This is a genomic window from Lysinibacillus sphaericus (assembly GCF_000600105.1).
Classification (GTDB): Bacteria; Bacillota; Bacilli; order Bacillales_A; family Planococcaceae; genus Lysinibacillus; species Lysinibacillus sphaericus.
In genome coordinates, this window is sequence record NZ_CP006837.1 from 3,569,570 (window position 1) to 3,592,299 (window position 22,730).

The window sequence follows — 22,730 nt, forward strand, 5'->3', positions numbered from 1 at the left end:
ACTCAAACAATTTTCACTGCTTCTTCATCCATTCGCATAATGCACGAACCGTTTCACGATTTTGGGCAGGTGGATATTGGTGGGCAAAACGTTGATCATACCAAGTTTCATACACTTTATTGGCATCTTCTAAGTAAAATGCTAACTGCCTTGCATGCTCAATATCTACATTTTCATCCCGATAGCCGTGGATAATTAGCACTGGGGCTGTAATCTGATCGACTTGAAATAAAGGTGTGCGTGCATCATAGGCTTCTGGAACACGATTAGGTGTCCCGCCAATAACCCGTTTCATCATTCGACGCATATCGGTTCGCTCCCAGTATGTAGCTGTGGCATCCGAAACGCCTGCCCAAGTCACAACGGATGTAATATCCTTCCGTAAAATGGCTGTCCAGAGCGCCATAATACCTCCACGTGAAAAACCAAACACATGGATATGATCGTTGCAAAATTGTTTTAGCACATCTACCCCATGCACTGCATCAAAACGATCTTGACCTGCAAACTCATCACGGCCTTCTCCACCTCTATTCCCCCGATAATAAGGGGCAAACACGATAAAACCTTGGGCTGCAAATTGTGCAACACGTGCTGGTCTTACCATGCCGATACTTTGCATACCCCCACGCAAATATAAAAAACCGTCATATGTACCTTCTGCTTTAGGCTCTGCTAGTAAGCCTTTGACACGTAATCCAAGGGATAGATACGTAATTTCTGATAATCGAATAGCTGGATTCGGTGAAGGATATGGACGTTTTTCAACTATTTCTCCATTGATTGTCAAAGCGCTTCAGCTCCTCTAGCATTTTTTGCATGCCTTCATCTTTCATATGGAAGCTTAAATTTGGATGGCTTGCAAACTCTTCATCGGTTAACCAGACCATACCCGAAGTTTCCAAATCAAAATCTATCTTCTCCTGACTGACAAATTCCGCAGTGAAGACTGTTTTACAAAACAATAGTTCACCGTGAACAGCATATTCTGCAAACCATTGAAGATTTTTCACATGCACACCCGTCTCTTCAAATACTTCCCGAACAGCAGCTTGCTCTAATGTTTCGCCTAATTCTACCTTCCCTCCTGGCACTTCCACGCCACGACGCTTATGAATCGTACATAGCCATTTCTGTTCATGTTTTAAAAAGACAAGGACATGCTTTGGTTCAACTTGAAACTCCCCTCTTGTAAAGCTTAAATCCACTTGAAATCCATTCAAATCTTGAAATGAAAACATTCCATTCAACTCCTCGTATTATATTGTCACGAATGTATTCATTATGTTATTCGTCTTATTATTTCATGTACTGTGAGGAATCAATTACAAGAAAATAGTGGCATTCGTCATTCGTCATATTGATAAATCTATGCGCTGTATCTGCTTCAAAAAAAAGAGAATCGCCTGCTTCTAATTCTTCAGAAAAAGCACCATGCCCCAATTCAACTCGTAACTTTCCGCTTTTAACAAAAATATACTCTTTTACGCCTGCTTTATGCGCGGGAAATATGCCTGATTCTTTGTTTGGTGGAATAATATTTAACACAAACTCAATACCTCGTGATGGAACGGAAGGTGATAATAAATGTCGTTGAAAACCCGATTTTTCATCAACATAAATGGGTCGTTCATCTTTTCTTATGACGACAACCTCCCTTTTTTCCTGCTGATCTAATAAAGCTGAAAGTGTTGTATTTAAAGCTTCTGCAATTTGACAAGCTACTTGTATCGTTGGATTTTTTTCCTCTCTTTCAATTTGAGATAGCATCGAGGCACTCACATTACTTGCGGCTGAAAGCTCCTGTAATGTCATTTTGTTTTTCTTCCTCATTACATTTACTTGCTTTCCAAATCCCATGAATAAAGCTCCTTTCACTACTTTGTTCGCCTACTATTATTTTTACTATAGTGAAATGTAATTAAAAACTTATCTTCGTTAGCCCTTCTACTATGATATTGTACATTATCAATCACAATCAACCTAGAAGATGTTTGAATCATTTCATGCAAGATAAGATATTTACACTTTAGCGAAAATAAAATATACTATAGTGAATAACCGAGTATAGGAGTGTTGTTTTATGTTAAAAGTCGTATTAGCGCTATTCCCTCTTGTTAGTATTTTATTTATGATTTTTATTTTAAAGAAATCTTCTATTTTCACTGGCATTTTTGCTTGCCTACTTACAACAGTGATTTCTACTTCTCCTGTTTTTCACCTAAACATCGCATTACTGCCTAAACCTTTTATCAACAGTTTTCTTATAACATTGCCAGTTACCTATGTTTTATTTTTTGGAATATTATTATATCATCTAATGGAAAAATCAGGGTCCATCCAAAAAATAGCTTCTTCTATTGCCACCTCTACTGATAATCGGATTGACCAAGTATTATTATTAGCCTTGGGGCTCTCTCCTTTAATTGAATCCGTTAGCGGCTTTGGTCTAGCGGTCATTGTTATTGCACCTATTTTAATGGCTCTAGGTTTCAATTCCTTACAATCTTCCTTCATTGCATTAATTAGTTTATGTATCATACCTTGGGGCACGTTAGCAATGGGGACAATTATTGGTGCATCATTAGGAAACATTCCTTTAGAGGATTTAGGTATTGGAAGCGCTCTGATGTGCATTCCTATTTATATCTACTTTGCCTTCTTAGTTATATACATAGGCGTCGGAAAAGATGCAATGCAAAAGAAAAAATGGCGGATACTATCGATGGGATTAGTTTTAGGTTTAAGCGTGTGGATTTGTAATCGTTTCATCAGTGTAGAACTTGCCGGAGTAGTGGGCTCTTTAACGGTGATGGCGGCTATTTTTATTATAATTTCTTTGCAAAATAGAAACAAACAATATTATTCTAATATCTTTTTAAAAAATATTTCTCCTTATTTATTGTTAATCGCTCTATTAATCGCATCAAGAACTATTAATCCGATTAAAGATTTTTTAACGAGCCTGCTTACCGTAACGATTGCGTCTTATCAATTCCAATTATCGTTTCTTTATTCGCCTGGATTTTTTCTCTTTATTGTTTGTCTCTTTACTTGTACGCTCTTCCGTTTAAATAAGGCATCCATTTTCGATAGTATCAAATTAACAATCAATAAATGTTATCCTGTATTGCTAACGACTTTTTTATATATTGTGGTTTCCGAAATGATGGCAGAGGCCGAGATGATTCAGCTACTATCCGTAACTGCTGCCAACACATTTGGTTCATACTTTGTATTCATAACACCTTTAATTGGCGCAACAGGTGGTTTTTTAACTGGCAGTAATACTGCGTCCAATACTATGTTTATTCGACTACAAACAGAAACTGCTACGCACATAGGTCTGTCACCTACTATACTTGCTTGCATTCAAAATGTTAGTTCTTCGTTCATGACAATGGTCAACCCATCTAGAGTGGCATTAAGTTGTTCAGTATGTAAAATACATTCATTTGAAAATATTATTCAAAGAAAAATGGCGCTAGTTGGACTTAGTACACTTGCTATTATTTTTCTAGAAATTATTTTTCTATCACGCTTCCACTAGCATAATGTTATACAGGTTGTGCAAATATAAAAAATGTCTAGCCAATAGCTAGACACGTTTATTGAAATAGGGAAGTTGTTCTACAAATTGCTTTGTATCATCATCCCCATACTCATGTATAAGTGCATAAATTTTCTTCAAACGTAAATCTAACTCGTCATTTTCTCGATCCAAATGATATTGCAAATAAGGCAATTGTGCGCGCCAACCGCTCGCAATTTCTAATAGTTGCATTTGTTGAAATATTTTTTCAAAAACATCTAATGCTTGCCGGTCTACATTAAGTTCGAAATTCCATTGCCCTTCGTAAGGATTTGTATAATACGTTTTATGGGCAAGTGAAAAATAAACACGTTGACGATCCATAGATAACACTCCTTTTTCCATAGTATGGTGGTTAAGTGCCTATTTTATTCGCTGGAATGTCAAACTTCCTTCACAACTAAGTTAGAGCTTCTAATTTATAATAGATATAACGAACAAGAACGGAGTGAATACAATGAGTTTAACCTCGCTAATCACGGTTGCAATCATTATCGTGATATTAGTAACAGTCGCAACCATTCTAAGTGTAAATCGCGCCTATGCTTTTAAACATACGGTCGATGAAAAACCGAAGCAAAATTTTCAGCAGCATGACGAGTAGTTCAAATTTAACCCTTTTATAGCAATATCACTTATAATAACAATATCAAATAGAATTTGGAGTGAAAACAATGGGTGTTCCATTACCAATCATCATTATGATTGCAATGATGATGCTAATGTTTGGTGTTTCCGTAATCGTTATTCTCAAGAAAAAAGGCGATTTTTTTACACAAACAATCGATGCAAAACCAAAACAAAATAATTCACATCACAAGGATGGACAAGCATGAAATATCCCTTTATATGGCTCATTCAGTTATACAGAAAATTTATCTCACCAATGACGCCACCATCGTGTCGCTTCTATCCAACATGCTCTTCTTACGGTCTAGAAGCTTTTCAAAAGCATGGCGCTATTAAAGGTCTAATTTTGACCGTCACACGTATTTTAAAATGCCAACCACTTCATCCTGGTGGCTTTGATCCTGTGCCTGAAAAATGGCCTTCGAAAAAGAAATAATTTTCGAAGGTCATTTTTTCTTGTACTTTTATTCGATGTGCGTTATTATAGATACTGTTAAAAAACAAATCGTAATCATTACTATTTGAAAGAGGTATCCATTATATGAAAAAAATATTTCTATTTTTCTTAGTTGCTGTACTAGCCGTATTTACAGCTGCCTGTGGTGATCAATCATCATCGTCGAAACAGACGGAGAAAACAGATAAATTAACTGTGTACACAACCGTCTATCCTTTAAGCTACTTTACGGAGCGGATTGGTGGCGATTATGTAGAAGTATCTTCTATATATCCTCCTGGTGCTAACGAGCATACCTTTGAGCCAACGCAAAAGGATATGATGAAATTAGCTGACGCGCATCTATTTTTCTATATTGGCTTAGGACTTGAAGGTTTTGTAGAAAATACGAAAAAGACATTAGCCAACGAAGATGTCACTATGGTTGCTACGGCATCTCAAATACCTGATGAAAAATTAGCCGTTAGTACTGGTCATTCGCATGACGAAGAAGATGAAGCTGATTATGCGCATGAAGCTGCCGCTACAGAAGATGACCACGCACATGACGAGCACGAAGATGCGACTACGGAAGATAATCACGCGCATGACGAGGAGGCTGATCATGGAGATCATGCTCACGGTAGTGTCGATCCCCATGTATGGCTGTCGCCTGTTATTAGTCAAGATTTAGCATTATCCATTAAAAATGCATTAGTTGAAAAAATGCCAGCTCAAGAAGCGACATTTACAGCAAATTATGAAGGGCTCATAAAAGAGCTACAAGATTTAGACACTGCATATAAAGCGATGGCTGACACAACGCAAAACAAAACATTCTTTGTATCGCATGCTGCATTTGGCTACATCGCGGGTCAATATGGCTTAACACAAGTTCCAATTGCAGGGTTAAACTCGCAAAATGAACCGTCTCAAAAGGAATTAACAGCGATTGTAGATAAAGCAAAAGACTTAAATATTCATTATATTTTATTCGAGCAAAATGTTTCATCTAAATTAGCCGAAGTCATTCAAAAAGAAGTTGGCGCTCAATCACTTGTCCTACATAATTTAAGCGTGTTAACAAGTGATGATGTGAAAAATAATGAAACGTATTTTACTCTCATGAAAAAAAATATGCAAACTTTAGAAACAGCTCTAAATGAACACAAGTAAAACAACGATACGAATTACCTGTTTAAGATGAAGAAGGAGGTGCCCCGTAATGCATAAGGGACACCTCCTTTATTATGACGTACTTTTCTTGCGGCATACGCTTTTCATTTTTGTCAAAGCGAGGAAGCCTCTTTATCCTGGCATCCCCGTTTATCTTTGTCTTGACAATAACCGGACGAACTGCAAGAGCGCTCTGTAGGACAACTTTATCCTGTTGTTCATATAAAACGATTTGATTAAGTTTGTCGCTAAGTTGAAAGTCATTTGGTAATTGTGCAGAGTGTTCTATTAATTGTTTCATTTGCAGCGCATTATTTTCTATAATCGCTAGGCCACTATTAGGGGTAAAAAGATTAGCTAATGGTTTCGTAAGAACTTCAATCCTACTTTTCCCTTGCCAATCTGCGTATTTTTCACTTGTTGCTGAAGGAAAACTTGCAAAATCCCATGTATGATCTTGCGCTAATTGCTTATCGGATACGAGAAAATAGTTATAACGTACCTCGCCCTTCCGATCTGGCAATGGGTCATCCCATGTCACATCAATATGGTACCATTCATTATCTAACTTCACTAACACCCATGCATGCAATTGTTCGCCTACTTTCCCTGGCACATATTGCACCTCAAAACCTAGCATATCTAACATTCGATAAAGCACTAAAGCATAGGCCTGACAGACACCTTTGCCTTCGCTAAGCAATGTGTATGGCGAATATTGGCTTCCTACACTATCTTTTGAATACTCTGTTGTTAAGACGATATAATCATGTGCAGCCTGTATTTTTTCTAATTCGCTTAATCCATGCATAGACGCAACAATAGTTGTCAATGTTTGCTCTGTAAATGCCTCCTCTTCCTGAGAAATATGATAAGTAAATTGAAAATGAATGACAATATTATTGGCATAGCCATCATACTTCCATTGAAAGCTGGAAATATTGGCGAAAATATATGGATCTAATATGGCATGTTTGATAAGCTCTGTTAGTTCGTTTTGTAATTCAGAAGTTTTACCAGTGTAACGAATTTCAAATTCAGTAGACAATTGCATCACTTCTTTCTGAATTTGCTGTTGTAATGTTTCGATTGAATTAGCTGTTGCTATATTCTGTGATTCGTAATTTGCGAATACTTGCACATGACTCATTTGTAAAACAAATAATATAATGACAACATTATATATAGTTTTTCTCATATGAGTCATTCTCCTTTACTAAATAGTTTATGCCCCCCATTATTTATTATGTTAAAGAATAATTAATTTAATCAAAAAAATATAATTTCAATAACAGAAGCCTTAAAATTGTTTGAGTGACTGGCACTTGAAATCAAAAAAATAGCATGCTAGAAGTGACTTCTAGCATGCTATTTGTAAAGGCTAAATCCATTAAAGTTATTCACTGGCAAGTAAAGCTGCTAATTTTCTTCTTAGTAGCTTATTTGCTCCATTACGTGGCAGTGTATCGATTATTTTAATTTGTTTGGGAACTTTATATTTAGCCAGTTTCTTTTCACAGTATTGCTTTAAGTTTTCCATCGTGACCGCTTCCTTTAAAACAACAAATGCTATAGGAACTTGTCCCCATGTTTTATCTTCAATGCCACATACACCCGCTTCCTGAACAGCTGGATGTGCCAATAGCACATTTTCAATCTCTGCTGGATAAATATTTTCACCACCAGAAATAATTAAATCTGCCCGACGATCCACTACAAACAAGTAACCCTCCTCATCCATATAGCCAATGTCTCCCGTGTGAAGCCAGCCCTCCTCAGTTGCGCTTTTCTCGGCAAAACGACCTATGTAACCAGGCGTTACGTGGGGACCTCGAATACATATTTCCCCTTCACCTTGTGCATTGGGTGCTGAAATTTTTATTTGGTTAAAAAACAATGGCTTACCTGCTGAGCCAATCTTTGTCATCGCATCTTCACTTGCCAATGTAGCCGTTTGTGACGAGGTTTCTGTCATACCATATGTTTGAGCTACTGCTAAATGCAATGCACTTGCTCGCTCTAGATAATCCACTGGTACAGGACCACCACCGGCTAGCATCAATTTAAAACGGGGTGACGCCTGCGCCTTATTTAGCTCAAGGGTATTTAAAATGCGTTCTAATGTTACAGCGACCACTGACATATGGGTGACATCACCATCCATAATATTTTGTGTGATCGCCTCTACGTTAAAATGCTCATATAGTTGTACTTTATTGCCGTATAACAATGAACGAACTAAAATGGAAAAACCACTTATATGGAATAATGGCACTGCACACAACCAAACATCATCGGCTTGTAAACCTATGTTTAGAACAGAGGCTGTAGCACTTGCCTGATGATTACCAACTGTTTGACGAACCCCCTTTGGGAAGCCTGTCGTACCAGACGTATACATAATGGATGTTGTTTGATTGAGTGACCATTCTTTTGCAATATCAACATACTGCTCTTTACTATTTTCTATTGCCGTAAATTCATGATAGTGTACGGATGACGGTAATTTTTCTACATCCTCATCTGCAACTAGCACAATCGTTGCTTGTGAATCTTCTAATTGATATGCGATTTCGGCTTGAGTCAGCCTGCGATTAAGCATCACCATTTCACATTGCAAATGCATACAAGCATACATCATAACGACCAGTGCAGGCGTACTCGGACCCATAATAGCGATACGATGCCCTTGCTGCACCCCAAGTGCTGTTAATTGTCGAGCTCGTTTTAAGGATAGCTCATTTACTTGTTGAAAGGTCCAAGTTTGTCCTTCATATGTGAGAGCGCTACGTAATGGTGTGATAGACGCACGCTGTAAAATCCAGTTTGGATACATTGTTTGCTTCCTCCAATCATTACACTGATATGGTACTGCTTTTAGCCTGTTATAGACAGAAAAAGAGGCTGTTACATAACTAAAAAAATTTAAGGAACAGAGGAAAGGTGTTCATCAATTTTTGCTATATGGCGAACTTCGCTATGGCTCCTGCGCAGAACGTACACCGTAAGAGGTGGGCATTCTGCGTGGTAGCGAAGGTTGCTTCTTACGGTGCTAAGCGGAAAGCACCGCTGAAGCGGACAACAACGGCGCAGTAAAAAAGTGTTAGATTGACTACCATCAATCTAACACCTTTTCTCTTTTATCCCAGCTTTTTCTAATATTCCGAATCAAGGGAATCTTGGGAATTGACCAAAGTCTGGTTGACGTTTTTCTTTAAATGCGTCACGACCTTCTTTTGCTTCATCAGTAGTGTAGTAAAGAAGTGTAGCATCGCCTGCCATTTGTTGAAGACCAGCTAAGCCGTCTGTATCAGCATTCATAGCTGCTTTTAAGAAGCGTAGAGCTGTTGGAGACATTTGTAGCATTTCTTCACACCATTGCACTGTTTCATCTTCTAATTGTTCATAAGGAACAACTGTATTGACTAAGCCCATATCAAGCGCTTGCTGAGCATCGTATTGACGGCAAAGGTACCAAATTTCACGCGCCTTTTTATGACCGATAATACGTGCAAGATAGCCTGAACCATAACCAGCATCAAATGAACCGACTTTAGGACCAGTTTGTCCGAAACGAGCATTGTCTGCTGCAATTGTAAGGTCACATACAACATGTAATACGTGTCCTCCACCGATAGCATAACCAGCAACCATCGCTACAACTGGTTTTGGAATAACACGGATTAAACGTTGTAAATCAAGAACGTTTAGACGTGGGATTTCATCTTCCCCTACATAGCCACCATGGCCGCGTACCTTTTGGTCTCCACCTGAGCAAAAGGCTTTTTCGCCTTCACCTGTTAAAATAATAACACCGACATTTTTGTCATCGCGAGCACGAGAAAATGCATCAATCATTTCCATAACTGTTTTTGGTCGAAATGCATTGCGCACTTCTGGACGGTTAATCGTCACTTTAGCGATACCGTTATAAAACTCATACTTAATATCTTCGTAAGTATGTAATGTAGTCCATTGACGTGACATTGAAATACCTCCTAATTATAAAATTCGCCTCATTACTACTAAGAGGCGCTAACGTAAAAAATATTACGTTAAATACTCCTTTACTATTGTAGCAAATTCAGCTGGATTTTCCACATGAATTGCATGTCCAGCGTCATTTACTGACATATGCTTTCCATTTTTTAATAACGCTTTCATTTCCAATGCAATATTACAAAATTTAACATCTAATGAACCTGTTATTAATAGTACAGGTAATTCTAATTGAGTTAAATTATACCAGTTTGATAGTTGCATGCCTGTTCCAATTCCTCGTAAACTGCCTGCCAAGCCCTTTTCACTTTGGGCCAATCGTTCTGCTCGAACTGCTTGTTTTACATTTTTAGCTAAACGCTTCTGCGATTCAAATAGCGCAATATTTTCCCACGAATTAACAAAGGACTGTAAACCATTCGTTGTTATTTTCTCCGCTAACGCATTATCACGCTCGCATCGCTCCATACGCTCTTTTGCAGTTCGCAAACCAGGAGAAGCACTTTCTAACAGCAACTTGCTGACACGTTGAGGGTAAGCAATCGTATAGGATAGTGCAATACGTCCACCCATTGAATAACCGAGCAATGCAAAAGTTTCTAATTGTAACTGACAAAATATTTCCTCTAAATCACGCAATTGTTCAGCCATCGTGAAGCGACTTACTTGCTCCGGTACGGCTGTTTGACCATGACCAATTAAATCAATCGCCACAACTCGCACATGTGGAAGATCCTTTGCTAAATTTCGCCATGTAGCAGTACTACCTGTAAAGCCATGCAGGGCAACTAGTGTTTGCCCCGCTTCTTCATTCCATATATCCACATGTGTCTCAAGCCCACGAATCATTAGCTTTGCCATGCTTTTAACCCTGCATTAATACGATTCCAAAGCGCGCGGTGTGCATAGACATTTTCTTCACGGTTTGTAAAAATCTCAATTAATCGTAACGGATTTTTTCTCAACGTGTTAAATTTCGGCACTAACTGTGCAATATCCTCAACACAAATGTAGTCCATACTGTACATACGAGCAATGTCTTGGAATTCAAGTGCAGTTGGTGTACCAAATAAATCTTCATAATGAGCCTCTACCGTAGATTGCGGTAAATATGAGAAAATACCACCACCATCGTTATTCATGACAATAATGGTCATATTACATGCTTGATAGCGTGACGCAATTAGGCCATTGACATCATGTAAAAAAGCTAGGTCTCCGATAAGCAAATAGGTTTCACGGTTATTTCCTTGGCTTAAGCCCATTGCCGTTGATACGACCCCATCAATGCCATTAGCGCCACGATTCGCAAAAATTCGAATATCTTTTGATGTTGCCATTAAAAACGTATCGATATCACGAATGGGCATGCTACTGCTAACAAAAATATCACTGCCATTTGGAATGATTTCAAGTAAACGACTTACCATAGCACCTTCGTCAATTGCGCCTTCTGTATAATGCTCAATATACTCAAGTGCAATATCATTCGCATCTTGCCATTCCGCTAAATATGCCGCCTCTAGCGCAGTTTCAGCAAGGTCTAATTGTACGAGCCATTCGCCAATGCTTGCATGCAGAAAATGAGTGGACACCCCTGTTGAATCACGGAACATCGGATCTTCATCGACAACAATATAAGCTTTGGGCTGCGACTTTGCAATAAATTGCATCATAAATTTCGATACAGGTTGTGCTCCTAAGCGCAGAACTGTTTCAGGTACTACTAGCGCTTTAAAATCATCGTTTTTCATAATGGCATCATAGGTTGTCATAACATATGGCAAACAATCATTTGGCACGGAAGTTCGCATATTCGATAGACTCTCCACAATGATAGGCCATTTTAATTGGCGCACAAACTCCCACATAATGGTTAAATCTGTCCCGAGCGGAAGCTCCCCAACAACAACAAATCCTTTTTTAGTGTCTCGTAAAATAGAAGCCAGTTCTACTTGTGCAGCTTTCGGTGGCGTTAACTGTCCAATATGGCTTTGCTTAAACGTAACAGTTGGAAGCTCCTCTCGAAAATCAATGAGCAACGGTTCACGGAACGGTACGTTAAGATGTACTGGTCCAAATGGTGCACTTGTTGCAATAGCTACTGCACGTGCAATATGACGTTCAATAAATGGCAATGTCGGTGCAGCACCATCCGCTAGCGGAAAATCCACACTCCACTTTACATGTGCTCCGTATAAATTCGTCTGATTAATTGCTTGTGGTGCACCTACTTCACGTAATTCATGTGGACGATCGGCTGTTATAACAATTAGTGGTACTCTTGCATAACTTGCCTCCACAATCGCAGGATAATAGTTTGCCGCCGCAGTACCAGATGTACATAACAAAACGACAGGCTTAGTAGTCGCCTTAGCAATGCCTAACGCAAAAAATGCAGCAGCTCGCTCATCTACTTGACGGTACATCGTCAATTGCTTTGTTGAGGCAAAAGCATAAGCTAGTGGCGTCGACCGTGACCCTGGGCTTACAACAACATGTTGGACACCTGCCTGTACTAATGATGCAACCATTTTATAAACATAATCAGTCAATATTTTCCGTTCACTCATGTACTTGTCCTCCTAACGCTCGAAGCATTGGACGGAATTTCACTAATGTTTCCTCATATTCAGATTGTGGCTCTGAATCAGCTACAATACCGCCACCTGCATATAAATAAGCTTTATCTTTTAGTAGAGCTGCTGAACGAATCGCAACTGCGAATTCTCCGTTACCCTCCGCATCTAACCAGCCAATAGGTGCAGCATAAAGACCACGGTTCATTGGCTCGTATTTACGTATAGCAATCATTGCCTCTTTTCTAGGCACACCGCCCAAAGCGGGTGTTGGATGCAAATGCTTCGTCAATTGCAAAATGGTTGCTTCGTTATTTAGCTGACCTTCAACAGGTGTAAATAAATGTTGGATGTCTCTAATTTTTAGTAAGCGTGGTCCATCAGGTATTTTCATTTCAACACAATTTTTTGAGAACGTTTCCGCAATCATATCGACTACATATTGATGTTCACCACCATTTTTCGGATCATTTAATAAGCTTTGTCCAAAAGCTTCATCTTCCTCCGCCGTTTTACCTCGTTGAATAGATCCTGCAACACATGATGAGTAGGCACGACCATTTTCAACCTTTACAAGACGCTCAGGAGATGCGCCGAAAAATAATAAATCTTGCCACTCCAACCCAAACAAATAACTTTCAGGCTGTTCGTGAATAATTTGAGCTAATACTTGAGGTGAAGTTACTTGCTCCTTAAATTGCAGCGCAAGGGAACGTGCAATGACAACCTTATCCGCTTTTTTTGCTTTAATTAATGCTGTGACCTGATCAATTGATGCTAAATAAGGATCCTTATAAGGCTCGAAATAATTTGTGATTTCAGGCTTCGCATACATTTTCACTTCTTTTACTTGAGCAGCATGGATTAAATGATTTCGCTCTTTACGCAACGCCTCTAATTGTCCATCTGCCTCAGCAGCACTTGCGATAAGGTGAATGCTTACATAGGCTTTATCATCACGTAAAACAAGCTGATACGTTGCTAAGGCAAAATAAGCCTCTGGAAAGTCAGTCCACTCCCCATCTACATTATTTTGCGGATCGAATGTAAAACCACCAAACAAAATTGGTTGTAGTTCAGCCTGACCTTTTACGCAGTTTTTCGTTAAGCGCTTCCACTCTGCTTCTACAGCATCAAAGCGGTTATTTTTTTCGTTATTTTGAATTGTGTGAGCGTGTCCTAGCCCAACCAATGTCATTGTTTTTTCTCTATTTTGCCAATAAAATCGTTCACCTTTATAACGCTCCTCGCCCGCTGCAAAAAATGCAAGAGCCGATAAGCGACTTACTTCGATTGTTTCCATATAAAAATGAAGGTTTTGGCCCAAAGAGTCCACTTCTAGTTCTGTGGCTTGGTACCACTTCTGTTGCATGAAAATTACCTCCGTTATTGCAATGTACATATCAATGATGTTTTCGCGTTATGGTACGTGTTGCGTTGTCCTGCACATACATAACATCCTACGTCTGTCGCTTTGATGTCACACACAAATCCCTCTGTGACATCCGTCTTTAGCATTACTTGTTCCGCTAAAATAGCCGTCCTATACGTTTGACGGCTCTGTTCTTTCTACTACTTAATTTATATTCCCATCTCTCAAATGCATGTACTATTGTATCATTTTTTTAAACATAACAGTATGTAATAAGCTGTGAACCTATCCAATTTCTCTTTCTTCGTATAAAATAAGAAGAGTCTACAATAGTTGAAGGAGAGAAAGACCTTATGACCAAAGTCATTGAAGCTGATAGGGGTTTTAAAGTTTGGTGGCATTTAACACGTCCACATACTTTAACCGCTTCATTTGTTCCAGTATTTTTAGGAACAGCGATTGCGCTAGCAATTGAAAAAGAAACCATTCATTTTGGACTATTTTTTGCAATGTTAATTGCAAGTATGCTGATTCAAGCAGCAACAAATATGTTCAACGAATATTATGATTACAAGTTAGGATTAGATAATGAACATTCTGTCGGCATTGGTGGCACGATTGTGCGCCACGGTGTTCAACCGAAAACGATTATGCTGATTGCCCTAAGCTTTTATGCACTAGCCATGCTACTTGGCATTTATATTTGTGCCTCCACTTCTTGGTGGCTTGCTGTAGTTGGACTAGTATGTATGCTTATAGGTTTTCTATATACAGGAGGGCCGTACCCTATCGCATATTCACCTTTTGGAGAGCTTGTTTCAGGCGCAGTCATGGGGATGGGTATTGTCTTAATTGCCTTTTACATTCAAACACTTACAGTTACATTAGATGCGGTATTACTTTCTGTTCCGAGTATGATTTTAGTTGGCGCCATTATGCTTTCTAATAATATTCGTGACATCGTTGGCGATACAGAAGGTGGACGTAAAACACTGGCCATTTTAGTGGGACGCGACCGTGCTATTTCTGTATTATCTGGCTTTTTCATCGTTTCGTACCTTTGGGTTATCGCATTAGTAGCCATTGATGGGATTACTTTTTGGGCGCTTATCATTTTCCTAAGTGTACCGAAGCCACTCCGAGCAATCCAAATTTTCCGCGATAAAAAAGAAGCCAAAGAAGTAATGCCCGCGATGAAATTTACAGCGCAAACAAATACATTCTTCGGTTTCCTATTAGCAATTGGTTTATTAGTAAATCATTTCTTTTATTAATAGGGTTAGTTAATTGCAACGAAGGCAGCGACTTCAACGAGAACAACATAAAACGTTAAACGTGGCGCCTCACATGCAAGTAGAAAATTGCAACCAACGGTGTGCGTTTGCCAATAGCAGAAATAACTTCGTAGCGATTTTTACTCTGTTGACACGCTAAAGCAGCAACTTATTTAGTTGCTGCTTTTTTTAAATATTGTTTGAAATTATTATGCGCAATTCCGCGAACTTCTTCATCTGAAAAATACTCACGTAACATCTCTAATAAATTTTGCGCCTCACCTGCATGTGAAAGACCTTTGATTGTCATATCTATTCCGTCAAAATCAGAACCTACCCCAAGATGCTCCATGCCAACGACACTTGCCAGATGCTTTATATGCTCAATTAAATCATCCATTGTTGCATTGTCGCCAATAAAATGCGGGTAGTAAACTAGATGAATATGGCCCCCATGCTCAACAAGCGCCTTAGCCTGTTGATCTGTTAAATTACGCGGGTGGTCACAAATTGCACGTGCATTGCTATGGCTAGCAATAATATGCTTTGCTAGCGGCAGTACGTCCCAAAATCCTTGCTCATTTAAATGGGTAACATCAATGATAATATCCCGCTCATTTAGCATATTAACAACTTCCTTACCAAATGGCTTTAAACCGAGGCTAGCATCTTGCTCAGCACCATAGGCTACAGCATTCTCTTCATTCCATGTAAGACCTACTAACATAACACCTGCATCCAAAATTGCGGAAAGCTTTGTCAAATCCTCGCCAATTGCACTACAGCCTTCTAAACTTAAAATAGCACCAATTTCATGAAGTGCTAACGTATCGAGTTGTGACCATTCCGTAATATGCACCATGCCCTCTGTTTGTAATACTTGTGTATGAAAGGCTTCAATTTGGCGCATAACCTCTAAAAATTGCATACTTTGAGGTATTTCAGGGTCAATAAAAATGGCAAATACTTGTGCTTTGACTTGCCCTAGTTGCAGTCTTTCTTTATTAGCATGTAATCGGCTATCATTACTAAATTTGGGTTCTTCTAATGTCGTTAACTTTAATAAAACATCACAATGTAAATCAATTATTTCCATGTCCATCACCTCATACAGTTATTATACTGTTTAAGGGAAGAAATGCTCTTATTTTTTACATTTTATCTGATGGTGTATCAGACGAACCAAATTCCTCAAGCTCTTCGAAATCATCAGATTTTGGTAAAGAGGATAACACATCTTCTTCTACTGGTCGCAGTAAATCGTCTCTTTGTTCAGCATGCTCTACACATGTCAATGCATGTGGCATAGCCTCTAAACGGCCTAACGGAATTTCTTCGCCACATATAGCGCACTTACCATATGTGCCATCTTCTATTGCTTGCAGCGCATGCTCGATTTCTTCAGCATGGTCACTACGATGTTCATCAATGGCCATCTCTGTAAGTTGGTCTGTTAAATCACTCGCATTATCGGCTGGATGGTTATCATAATTTGAGAGCTCTGTTGCCTGCGGTCGCTCTGATTCTTCTAGCTGCTTCTCTAGTTCTTGTAATTCCTGCTGTAATTGGTTTTTAAACTTTTCAATCATTTGTTGTTTCAAAAAAATCTCCTCCTCATACTTTCATTTTTTCCTAAATATCTATTTCTAAAACATCTGTATGAGAAGGATTCCATTAGTTTTGTGTGTATTCTCTAATTACATCATGGAGAAATTGAGTAGCACCTTCTGACACATGTTGATCGTAATAAGCCGTAAAACGTTCATCTGCTATATACATTTGTGCTAAACCAGCATGTGCTTCCTTTGTATATTGTGGCCACGAAAAGCTCAGCCAACGCTTATGCAGTTCTGCCACTTCCATGGCGACATCATGTTTCACGTCGCCTATAGCCATTGCCTCTTTTAATCGTTCAAATAGTTGCTGTTCGAGTTGCTGCATTGCCTTATATTGTTCCTCTGATAAATTCTTAAACTTCGCATTCGATGCATCGACCTTTTCATGGCCGTAGTTTGCACGAATTTCTTTACCGTATTGTTTTTCATTTTCCTCAATCAGCAATTCTTTAAAGCCTTCAAATTTCTCTTCGTTTGTCATTGGTTGTTCCTCCTCAATCGATTGAATGGTTTGTTCCACTGTTTTTAATAATTGATCTAGCTGTTTTTTTCGTTGTAATAAAGCATCACGATGTGTTTTTAATGCCGCTTTATGTTGAAAATCAGGTGCATGAATAATGTTGTGAATGGTTTCAAGCTTCATATCTAACGCTTTATAAAACAAAATTTGCTGAAGAATATCGACTTCTTGTTGCCCATAAAAGCGATACCCTACTTCATTTGTTCTTGCCGGCTTTAGTAAATCAATTTCATCATAATACCGCAACGTTCTCGTACTTACTCCTGACAATTTAGCAAGCTGTAAAATGGTATACTCCATTGCTTTCACCTCCATATTTATACTGTAAACCTTTCCGCAGCGTTAAGGTCAAGAGGATATTTATATAAGTCTGCCGTAAGGGAAAAATAAAAAGATCTGTGTCCACTTCACCCAGGCACAGATCTTAGAAGTTGCTTATAATATTTGGCTAACTTTTGAGAGTAGCTCAGTACAGTTAGGTTAATCCCCCGCACTTAGATAATATTGATACTTATTCGTATCTATTTTATGTCTTAATTTTTTTTGAAAAAATTGTTGGTTACTCGCTGTAATTGGAAATAACCCGATAACCGGATGAATATTTGAAAGATGCAATATTTCTCTATATTCCTCTATTGAAATGTCAGTTAGTATTTCCTCACCTACTACGGTGTCTTCATTAATTGGCGTCCACATTACCATTCTTTCGATGTTCTCTTCATTGATATAAAATGGAGAAACCATTTCTTCTACAAATAAATTGTTTTCCCGAGCAAATTGTAATGGTTCCTCTTGATAATTATTTGTTCCAATAAACATATAATAGTCATCTCCAAAATGCACAAAAAAATCTAAAGTTATGAAATGACAATATATGAAACCTCTTAATACCATTTTAGAAATAAGAGGGATTTGATCAATCGATACTTCTTGATCATCTTTTAATTGAAAATTGTCTAATTTTTCATCATACAATTGATTATACATAGCACAATTACTATCTACATCAATATAAGTCATGTTAATCATTGTTAATGATTTTATATGATTGACCTCTAAAAACTTCATGATTGTATTAATATAGGCTGTTTCGACCTTTAAATATTTTTCTAATGTAAAAGTTTCACCATTAATTGTCTTCCCAATGTGAGTTGGGCTTGTCCATTCCAATTTCTTCGTGTAATGCCCTTCATTATTTCTGAAGTCAGGATTATATTTCGTTATCCTCCATTGATATTTATGTGATTATTCACTTTTATCACCTCTTCCTTTATCATAAACTGTACAAATACCCCAGTTTTGTTCACATTCTTTAGAAGAAAATGCTATAGAATCTAAGCTAGCTTCTTTAGAACTGCACCCTATGAGAAATATTGATAATAACAAGAAGATAGGATAAAAGTATCTAATTTCTATTAAACCTCCTAACTAATTAAATGTATGAAAATTCCGTTAATTTAAAAGTTAAGTCTACATCTTGTAAACACATATATTTTAATTCCTACTAAAAGCTAAATATTGAGATATTCCGTATATAAGTAAAAATATTTTATAAAATGGATAAATAATTTGCAAGAATTAATATAAAAAAGCATCTCAGTATCCAAGATGCTCACCTTTCCTATTTAGCATACTTCCCATGCCACACTATATTTCTGTAGTTTTCTACGTCTGTGTCTCCCTCTGTACTAACAAACAATATCTTTGACTTTGGATTGAGCTGTAAAGCGACCTTTAAATCATAGTAATCCTTATTTGTCATTAATTCATAAAAACATCCAAATGGCGCTGCTCCTGATTCTCCTGCAACAATACGATTATCCGCTCCAAGTGGATTTCCCAAGACACGCATACCCGTTGCAGCTACTCTCTCACTACAACTAATACTTACCTTTGTATATGTTTTTAAAATATCCCAAGCGATAGGATTAGGCTCCCCACATGCTAAGCCAGCCATAATGGTTTGCATTTCTCCACCGACAGTAACAAACTGTCCAGTACCTCGGTTAAAACTCTCATAGAAGCAATTAGCTGCATCAGGTTCAATTAAAACAAATGTTAGTTGTTGTCCATAATATTGTTGTAAAAAAGCGACAATAGCTCCTGCAAATGAACCTACACCTGCCTGTAAAAATACATGGGTCGGTGCTTCTTGCAGATGGTCAACAATCTCTTTTGCCAATGTTGTATAGCCTTGCATAATCCATAATGGAATCTCTTCGTACCCTTTCCACATTGTATCCTGTATCACTATCCAGCCATTATCCTCTGCAAGCTGTGAGGTATACCTTACCGTTTCATCATAATTCATTGAAGTGATTTCTGCATATGCGCCCTCATTTTTAATATTTTGCAAGCGCTCTTCCGCACTACCAGCAGGCATATAAATTCGCGCCTTACAGCCAAGTTCCCTTGCTGCCCAAGCAACCCCGCGCCCATGATTGCCATCTGTCGTTGAAATAAAGGTACAGTCGCCTAATTTTTCTTTCACTTCAGGTAGTTTTAATTGTTCAAAAGACAATTCATCAACATTTTGATCTAGCAATTTCGCAACATATTTGCCAATCGCATAAATACCACCTAACACCTTAAACGCATTTAAACCAAAGCGATAGGATTCATCTTTAACAAAAATCTTACTGACCCCGAGACCCATTGCTAAAGCATCTAAATCATGTATAGGTGTTTTTTCAAAATTTTCATATGTATGATGGAATCTTTCCACACAATTAACCTGTTCTACTGTAAAATTTTGCAGTAAATCTTTACATTGTTGTAAGTTCTCTTGCAAAAGATATTGCCGATTATACACCCATCTTAAATTTTCGCTCATTCGTATGATCCCCCTTTATAATTGCTTATACCTATATTACCTAATATTGCTATTAAAGAGAATCATCATTGTATTCATAAATAGACAATGGGAAACGATGCACTCTCAATTTTTCAATCTAGCAAAAAAAACGCAGTAAATGTGTAATCACATTTACTGCGTTTTAGTATGACCCCTACGGGATTCGAACCCGTGTTACCGCCGTGAAAGGGCGGTGTCTTAACCGCTTGACCAAGGGGCCAATGGCGGAGAAGGAGGGATTTGAACCCTCGCGCCGGTTACCCGACCTACACCCTTAGCAGGGGCGCCTCTTCAGCCTCTTGAGTACTTCCCCATAAATAAAAAAATGGCTCCGAAGGCAGGACTCGAACCTGCGACAACCTGATTAACAGTCAGGTGCTACTACCAACTGAGCTACTTCGGAATAATGGTGGGCCTAAATGGACTCGAACCATCGACCTCACGCTTATCAGGCGTGCGCTCTAACCAGCTGAGCTATAGGCCCATTGGAGCGGGTGATGGGAATCGAACCCACGACATCAGCTTGGAAGGCTGAGGTTTTACCATTAAACTACACCCGCGTATATGGTGGGTCAGGACGGAATCGAACCGCCGACACTTAGAGCTTCAATCTAATGCTCTACCAACTGAGCTACTGACCCATATACTTTTACTGAACCTATTTTAAAATGGCGGTCCCGACCGGGATCGAACCGGCGATCTCCTGCGTGACAGGCAGGCATGTTAACCGCTACACCACGGGACCATTTGGTTGCGGGGGCTGGATTTGAACCAACGACCTTCGGGTTATGAGCCCGACGAGCTACCACTGCTCCACCCCGCGATAATATGTTTATTCACTTCGAGTTTTTTGTACACCATTTACTAAAATTAAAACTGGAGGAGGTAGAGGGATTCGAACCCCCGCGCGGTGTTACCCGCCTGTCGGTTTTCAAGACCGATCCCTTCAGCCAGACTTGGGTATACCTCCGTACTATTATATAAATGGTGGACCTTGCAGGACTCGAACCTGCGACCGGACGGTTATGAGCCGTCTGCTCTAACCAACTGAGCTAAAGGTCCTTTAAGATGGCGGCAGAGGGGATCGAACCCCCGACCTTACGGGTATGAACCGTACGCTCTAGCCAGCTGAGCTACGCCGCCAGGATCTTTATACTGGTTATAAATTATGGTGGAGCCTAGCGGGATCGAACCGCTGACCTCCTGCGTGCAAGGCAGGCGCTCTCCCAGCTGAGCTAAGGCCCCATAAATTACAGATTTTTGGAAATGGTCGGGAAGACAGGATTCGAACCTGCGACCCCTTGGTCCCAAACCAAGTGCTCTACCAAGCTGAGCTACTTCCCGTTCATTTATTGGCGCGCCCGGCAGGAGTCGAACCCACAACCTTCTGATCCGTAGTCAGACGCTCTATCCAATTGAGCTACGGGCGCTTGATAAAAAATGGTGCCGAGGGCCGGAATCGAACCGGCACGGTAGTCACCTACCGCAGGATTTTAAGTCCTGTGCGTCTGCCAGTTCCGCCACCCCGGCACATTTGGAGCGGAAGACGAGGTTCGAACTCGCGACCCCCACCTTGGCAAGGTGGTGTTCTACCACTGAACTACTTCCGCATGTGCATAAGATTATTTATTCTGGCAATTATTATTTTAATATATAAATGGTGCGGGTGAAGGGAGTCGAACCCCCACGCCTCGCGGCGCTAGATCCTAAGTCTAGTGCGTCTGCCAATTCCGCCACACCCGCATATTATTGTTGGCAATTAAAATGGTGAGCCATGAAGGACTCGAACCTTCGACCCTCTGATTAAAAGTCAGATGCTCTACCAACTGAGCTAATGGCTCAAAAAAATGGTGCCGGCTATAGGAATCGAACCCACGACCTACTGATTACAAGTCAGTTGCTCTACCTGCTGAGCTAAACCGGCATATGGTGGAGGATGACGGGCTCGAACCGCCGACCCTCTGCTTGTAAGGCAGATGCTCTCCCAGCTGAGCTAATCCTCCTGGGTATTATGCCTAGCGATGTCCTACTCTCACAGGGGGAAGCCCCCAACTACCATCGGCGCTAAAGAGCTTAACTTCCGTGTTCGGTATGGGAACGGGTGTGACCTCTTTGCCATCATCACTAGACTATATTTCGACTTTCAATACAAAGTATTACTGCATTAGCTTTATGCGTTCGGTCAGTTGCGTACTAGAGTAAGCTTCTTCCTTCTCTCAACCGCTTTTGCGAATAGCTTTTATCTCGAAACTCTTATGTATTTCGTTTTGAAGTTGTTTACCTGTCCTTCAAGACAAGAATTATTGTATAACGTTTATCTAGAGAATGCAACACTTTTTTATAAAAAAAAGAAATTATTACTTTTTAAAGATATTTTTGTTATGTGAGAGAATTTATCGCTCTACTAACCATTATAGCAATTGTTTTTCCAAAAGAAAACATTTTATTTACACAAATCAATAAAATAGTTAAATTGTCGACAAAGAGATGTATATTTTTAACGAACGCTACTACTGTTTCTTTAATGGTGTGCTCGTTTGCATCGCTATGGGAGAGGTAGCTTTTACGCCTTTGCAACAATAAAATTATAGATGGCTTTTGCAGTTATCACTTAAAGCCCATGCTTACTAGTAACGTCAAGAAGCAATTTATTAGAACAAAGAAGCCTTTAATTTTTACAGG

21 protein-coding genes, 20 tRNA genes and 1 rRNA gene are annotated in these 22,730 nt (G+C 39.2%); 6 read left to right on the top strand and 36 right to left on the bottom strand.

What is annotated here, in order from left to right:
* Positions 1-13: 13 nt before the first annotated feature.
* From T479_RS17180 to T479_RS17190, 3 genes are read right to left on the bottom strand one after another with little or no spacing between them, the layout of a single operon-like run.
* Positions 14-790, bottom strand: a complete 777-nt coding sequence (locus T479_RS17180; RefSeq protein WP_024363701.1) for an alpha/beta hydrolase family protein — start codon at positions 788-790, stop codon at positions 14-16.
* Positions 765-1,241, bottom strand: coding sequence for an NUDIX domain-containing protein (locus tag T479_RS17185; protein WP_025220355.1), 477 nt, complete (start codon positions 1,239-1,241; stop codon positions 765-767). Before T479_RS17185 ends, T479_RS17180 begins: the two co-directional genes overlap by 26 nt.
* 58 nt (positions 1,242-1,299) lie before the next feature.
* The gene (locus tag T479_RS17190) at positions 1,300-1,860 is read right to left on the bottom strand and encodes a helix-turn-helix domain-containing protein (protein ID WP_024363699.1); all 561 of its coding nucleotides are present in this window, start codon (positions 1,858-1,860) and stop codon (positions 1,300-1,302) included.
* A 223-nt stretch (positions 1,861-2,083) separates the two neighbouring features.
* On the opposite strand from T479_RS17190, the gene T479_RS17195 reads away from it, so the two are divergent.
* A complete protein-coding gene (locus T479_RS17195; RefSeq protein WP_025220356.1) occupies positions 2,084-3,550 on the top strand; it encodes an L-lactate permease in 1,467 nt (488 codons plus the stop codon).
* A gap of 48 nt (positions 3,551-3,598) precedes the next feature.
* Here the strand turns inward: T479_RS17195 and T479_RS17200 are convergent, their stop codons facing one another.
* The gene (locus T479_RS17200) at positions 3,599-3,916 is read right to left on the bottom strand and encodes a hypothetical protein (RefSeq protein ID WP_025220357.1); all 318 of its coding nucleotides are present in this window, start codon (positions 3,914-3,916) and stop codon (positions 3,599-3,601) included.
* Positions 3,917-4,049: 133 nt separating this feature from the next.
* Here T479_RS17200 and ytzI point away from each other — a divergent pair, with 133 nt between their 5' ends.
* From ytzI to T479_RS17210, 4 genes are all read left to right on the top strand, one after another.
* Positions 4,050-4,196 carry a YtzI protein gene (ytzI, locus tag T479_RS23595; protein WP_103976058.1) on the top strand — a complete coding sequence of 49 codons (147 nt, stop codon included), beginning with the start codon at positions 4,050-4,052 and terminating at the stop codon, positions 4,194-4,196.
* 70 nt (positions 4,197-4,266) lie between these two features.
* Positions 4,267-4,428 carry a hypothetical protein gene (locus T479_RS23965; protein WP_162832724.1) on the top strand — a complete coding sequence of 54 codons (162 nt, stop codon included), beginning with the start codon at positions 4,267-4,269 and terminating at the stop codon, positions 4,426-4,428.
* Positions 4,425-4,658 (top strand): membrane protein insertion efficiency factor YidD, encoded by a 234-nt coding sequence (gene yidD, locus T479_RS17205; protein ID WP_024363696.1) that lies wholly within the window; start codon positions 4,425-4,427, stop codon positions 4,656-4,658. Before T479_RS23965 ends, yidD begins: the two co-directional genes overlap by 4 nt.
* Positions 4,659-4,763: 105 nt before the next feature.
* Positions 4,764-5,834: a metal ABC transporter solute-binding protein, Zn/Mn family gene (locus tag T479_RS17210; RefSeq protein WP_025220358.1), complete on the top strand. Its 1,071-nt coding sequence runs from the start codon at positions 4,764-4,766 to the stop codon at positions 5,832-5,834.
* Positions 5,835-5,856: 22 nt separating this feature from the next.
* On the opposite strand, the gene T479_RS17215 is transcribed toward T479_RS17210, so the two are convergent.
* The 6 genes from T479_RS17215 to T479_RS17240 form a co-directional block, all read right to left on the bottom strand.
* Positions 5,857-7,032 carry a transglutaminase domain-containing protein gene (locus T479_RS17215; RefSeq protein WP_025220359.1) on the bottom strand — a complete coding sequence of 392 codons (1,176 nt, stop codon included), beginning with the start codon at positions 7,030-7,032 and terminating at the stop codon, positions 5,857-5,859.
* Positions 7,033-7,230: 198 nt separating this feature from the next.
* A complete protein-coding gene (locus T479_RS17220; protein ID WP_025220360.1) occupies positions 7,231-8,670 on the bottom strand; it encodes an o-succinylbenzoate--CoA ligase in 1,440 nt (479 codons plus the stop codon).
* Positions 8,671-9,002: 332 nt separating this feature from the next.
* Positions 9,003-9,821, bottom strand: coding sequence for a 1,4-dihydroxy-2-naphthoyl-CoA synthase (gene menB / locus T479_RS17225; protein ID WP_024363692.1), 819 nt, complete (start codon positions 9,819-9,821; stop codon positions 9,003-9,005).
* A gap of 63 nt (positions 9,822-9,884) precedes the next feature.
* Positions 9,885-10,694 (bottom strand): 2-succinyl-6-hydroxy-2,4-cyclohexadiene-1-carboxylate synthase, encoded by an 810-nt coding sequence (gene menH, locus T479_RS17230; protein ID WP_025220361.1) that lies wholly within the window; start codon positions 10,692-10,694, stop codon positions 9,885-9,887.
* Positions 10,682-12,406 (bottom strand): 2-succinyl-5-enolpyruvyl-6-hydroxy-3-cyclohexene-1-carboxylic-acid synthase, encoded by a 1,725-nt coding sequence (menD, locus tag T479_RS17235; protein WP_025220362.1) that lies wholly within the window; start codon positions 12,404-12,406, stop codon positions 10,682-10,684. Before menD ends, menH begins: the two co-directional genes overlap by 13 nt.
* A complete protein-coding gene (locus T479_RS17240) occupies positions 12,399-13,784 on the bottom strand; it encodes an isochorismate synthase (protein WP_025220363.1) in 1,386 nt (461 codons plus the stop codon). Before T479_RS17240 ends, menD begins: the two co-directional genes overlap by 8 nt.
* A gap of 353 nt (positions 13,785-14,137) precedes the next feature.
* Here T479_RS17240 and T479_RS17245 point away from each other — a divergent pair, with 353 nt between their 5' ends.
* Positions 14,138-15,058 carry a 1,4-dihydroxy-2-naphthoate polyprenyltransferase gene (locus T479_RS17245; RefSeq protein ID WP_025220364.1) on the top strand — a complete coding sequence of 307 codons (921 nt, stop codon included), beginning with the start codon at positions 14,138-14,140 and terminating at the stop codon, positions 15,056-15,058.
* Between the two features lie 169 nt (positions 15,059-15,227).
* Here T479_RS17245 and T479_RS17250 read toward each other — a convergent pair whose 3' ends face one another.
* The 26 genes from T479_RS17250 to rrf form a co-directional block, all read right to left on the bottom strand.
* Positions 15,228-16,154, bottom strand: a complete 927-nt coding sequence (locus T479_RS17250) for a dipeptidase (RefSeq protein WP_025220365.1) — start codon at positions 16,152-16,154, stop codon at positions 15,228-15,230.
* Between the two features lie 55 nt (positions 16,155-16,209).
* Entirely contained in the window at positions 16,210-16,647 is a 438-nt protein-coding gene (locus T479_RS17255; protein WP_036205401.1) for a TraR/DksA C4-type zinc finger protein, read from the bottom strand.
* Between the two features lie 85 nt (positions 16,648-16,732).
* The gene (locus T479_RS17260; RefSeq protein ID WP_025220366.1) at positions 16,733-17,494 is read right to left on the bottom strand and encodes a MerR family transcriptional regulator; all 762 of its coding nucleotides are present in this window, start codon (positions 17,492-17,494) and stop codon (positions 16,733-16,735) included.
* Between the two features lie 180 nt (positions 17,495-17,674).
* On the bottom strand, positions 17,675-18,364 hold the full coding sequence (locus T479_RS17265; RefSeq protein ID WP_025220367.1) for a DUF7683 domain-containing protein: 690 nt from the start codon (positions 18,362-18,364) through the stop codon (positions 17,675-17,677).
* Positions 18,365-18,815: 451 nt separating this feature from the next.
* On the bottom strand, positions 18,816-20,027 hold the full coding sequence (dpaL, locus tag T479_RS17270; RefSeq protein WP_025220368.1) for a diaminopropionate ammonia-lyase: 1,212 nt from the start codon (positions 20,025-20,027) through the stop codon (positions 18,816-18,818).
* 169 nt (positions 20,028-20,196) lie between these two features.
* Positions 20,197-20,268 (bottom strand) — tRNA-Glu (locus tag T479_RS17275).
* A 2-nt stretch (positions 20,269-20,270) separates the two neighbouring features.
* A tRNA-Ser gene (locus tag T479_RS17280) sits at positions 20,271-20,361 on the bottom strand.
* 13 nt (positions 20,362-20,374) lie between these two features.
* A tRNA-Asn gene (locus T479_RS17285) sits at positions 20,375-20,451 on the bottom strand.
* Between the two features lie 4 nt (positions 20,452-20,455).
* A tRNA-Ile gene (locus tag T479_RS17290) sits at positions 20,456-20,532 on the bottom strand.
* A 2-nt stretch (positions 20,533-20,534) separates the two neighbouring features.
* Positions 20,535-20,608, bottom strand: a tRNA-Gly gene (locus T479_RS17295).
* A gap of 5 nt (positions 20,609-20,613) precedes the next feature.
* Positions 20,614-20,689: transfer RNA gene (locus tag T479_RS17300), tRNA-Phe, on the bottom strand.
* A 28-nt stretch (positions 20,690-20,717) separates the two neighbouring features.
* Positions 20,718-20,793, bottom strand: a tRNA-Asp gene (locus T479_RS17305).
* 3 nt (positions 20,794-20,796) lie between these two features.
* Positions 20,797-20,871, bottom strand: a tRNA-Met gene (locus tag T479_RS17310).
* Positions 20,872-20,925: 54 nt separating this feature from the next.
* Positions 20,926-21,018: transfer RNA gene (locus T479_RS17315), tRNA-Ser, on the bottom strand.
* A gap of 15 nt (positions 21,019-21,033) precedes the next feature.
* Positions 21,034-21,110 (bottom strand) — tRNA-Ile (locus T479_RS17320).
* A gap of 7 nt (positions 21,111-21,117) precedes the next feature.
* Positions 21,118-21,191 (bottom strand) — tRNA-Met (locus T479_RS17325).
* A gap of 26 nt (positions 21,192-21,217) precedes the next feature.
* Positions 21,218-21,293, bottom strand: a tRNA-Ala gene (locus T479_RS17330).
* A 22-nt stretch (positions 21,294-21,315) separates the two neighbouring features.
* A tRNA-Pro gene (locus T479_RS17335) sits at positions 21,316-21,392 on the bottom strand.
* A gap of 9 nt (positions 21,393-21,401) precedes the next feature.
* Positions 21,402-21,478: transfer RNA gene (locus T479_RS17340), tRNA-Arg, on the bottom strand.
* A gap of 11 nt (positions 21,479-21,489) precedes the next feature.
* A tRNA-Leu gene (locus T479_RS17345) sits at positions 21,490-21,578 on the bottom strand.
* Positions 21,579-21,583: 5 nt separating this feature from the next.
* Positions 21,584-21,658, bottom strand: a tRNA-Gly gene (locus tag T479_RS17350).
* Between the two features lie 48 nt (positions 21,659-21,706).
* Positions 21,707-21,791, bottom strand: a tRNA-Leu gene (locus T479_RS17355).
* Positions 21,792-21,813: 22 nt separating this feature from the next.
* Positions 21,814-21,889: transfer RNA gene (locus T479_RS17360), tRNA-Lys, on the bottom strand.
* A gap of 7 nt (positions 21,890-21,896) precedes the next feature.
* Positions 21,897-21,972 (bottom strand) — tRNA-Thr (locus T479_RS17365).
* Positions 21,973-21,975: 3 nt separating this feature from the next.
* Positions 21,976-22,051: transfer RNA gene (locus T479_RS17370), tRNA-Val, on the bottom strand.
* 10 nt (positions 22,052-22,061) lie between these two features.
* Positions 22,062-22,177 (bottom strand): 5S ribosomal RNA (gene rrf, locus T479_RS17375).
* Between the last annotated feature and the right edge of the window lie 553 nt (positions 22,178-22,730).

Bases quoted from the DNA above. Each gene is read 5' to 3' on its own strand.
- T479_RS17195 (WP_025220356.1), top strand. From the start codon at position 2,084: ATGTTAAAAGTCGTATTAGCGCTATTCCCTCTTGTTAGTATTTTATTT.
- T479_RS23965 (WP_162832724.1), top strand. From the start codon at position 4,267: ATGGGTGTTCCATTACCAATCATCATTATGATTGCAATGATGATGCTA.
- T479_RS17200 (WP_025220357.1), bottom strand. From the start codon at position 3,916: ATGGATCGTCAACGTGTTTATTTTTCACTTGCCCATAAAACGTATTAT.
- yidD (WP_024363696.1), top strand. From the start codon at position 4,425: ATGAAATATCCCTTTATATGGCTCATTCAGTTATACAGAAAATTTATC.
- dpaL (WP_025220368.1), bottom strand. From the start codon at position 20,027: ATGAGCGAAAATTTAAGATGGGTGTATAATCGGCAATATCTTTTGCAA.
- T479_RS17215 (WP_025220359.1), bottom strand. From the start codon at position 7,032: ATGAGAAAAACTATATATAATGTTGTCATTATATTATTTGTTTTACAA.
- T479_RS17245 (WP_025220364.1), top strand. From the start codon at position 14,138: ATGACCAAAGTCATTGAAGCTGATAGGGGTTTTAAAGTTTGGTGGCAT.
- ytzI (WP_103976058.1), top strand. From the start codon at position 4,050: ATGAGTTTAACCTCGCTAATCACGGTTGCAATCATTATCGTGATATTA.
- menD (WP_025220362.1), bottom strand. From the start codon at position 12,406: ATGAGTGAACGGAAAATATTGACTGATTATGTTTATAAAATGGTTGCA.
- T479_RS17240 (WP_025220363.1), bottom strand. From the start codon at position 13,784: ATGCAACAGAAGTGGTACCAAGCCACAGAACTAGAAGTGGACTCTTTG.
- T479_RS17190 (WP_024363699.1), bottom strand. From the start codon at position 1,860: ATGGGATTTGGAAAGCAAGTAAATGTAATGAGGAAGAAAAACAAAATG.
- T479_RS17260 (WP_025220366.1), bottom strand. From the start codon at position 17,494: ATGGAGTATACCATTTTACAGCTTGCTAAATTGTCAGGAGTAAGTACG.
- T479_RS17250 (WP_025220365.1), bottom strand. From the start codon at position 16,154: ATGGAAATAATTGATTTACATTGTGATGTTTTATTAAAGTTAACGACA.
- T479_RS17185 (WP_025220355.1), bottom strand. From the start codon at position 1,241: ATGTTTTCATTTCAAGATTTGAATGGATTTCAAGTGGATTTAAGCTTT.
- T479_RS17255 (WP_036205401.1), bottom strand. From the start codon at position 16,647: ATGATTGAAAAGTTTAAAAACCAATTACAGCAGGAATTACAAGAACTA.
- T479_RS17220 (WP_025220360.1), bottom strand. From the start codon at position 8,670: ATGTATCCAAACTGGATTTTACAGCGTGCGTCTATCACACCATTACGT.
- menB (WP_024363692.1), bottom strand. From the start codon at position 9,821: ATGTCACGTCAATGGACTACATTACATACTTACGAAGATATTAAGTAT.
- T479_RS17210 (WP_025220358.1), top strand. From the start codon at position 4,764: ATGAAAAAAATATTTCTATTTTTCTTAGTTGCTGTACTAGCCGTATTT.
- menH (WP_025220361.1), bottom strand. From the start codon at position 10,694: ATGGCAAAGCTAATGATTCGTGGGCTTGAGACACATGTGGATATATGG.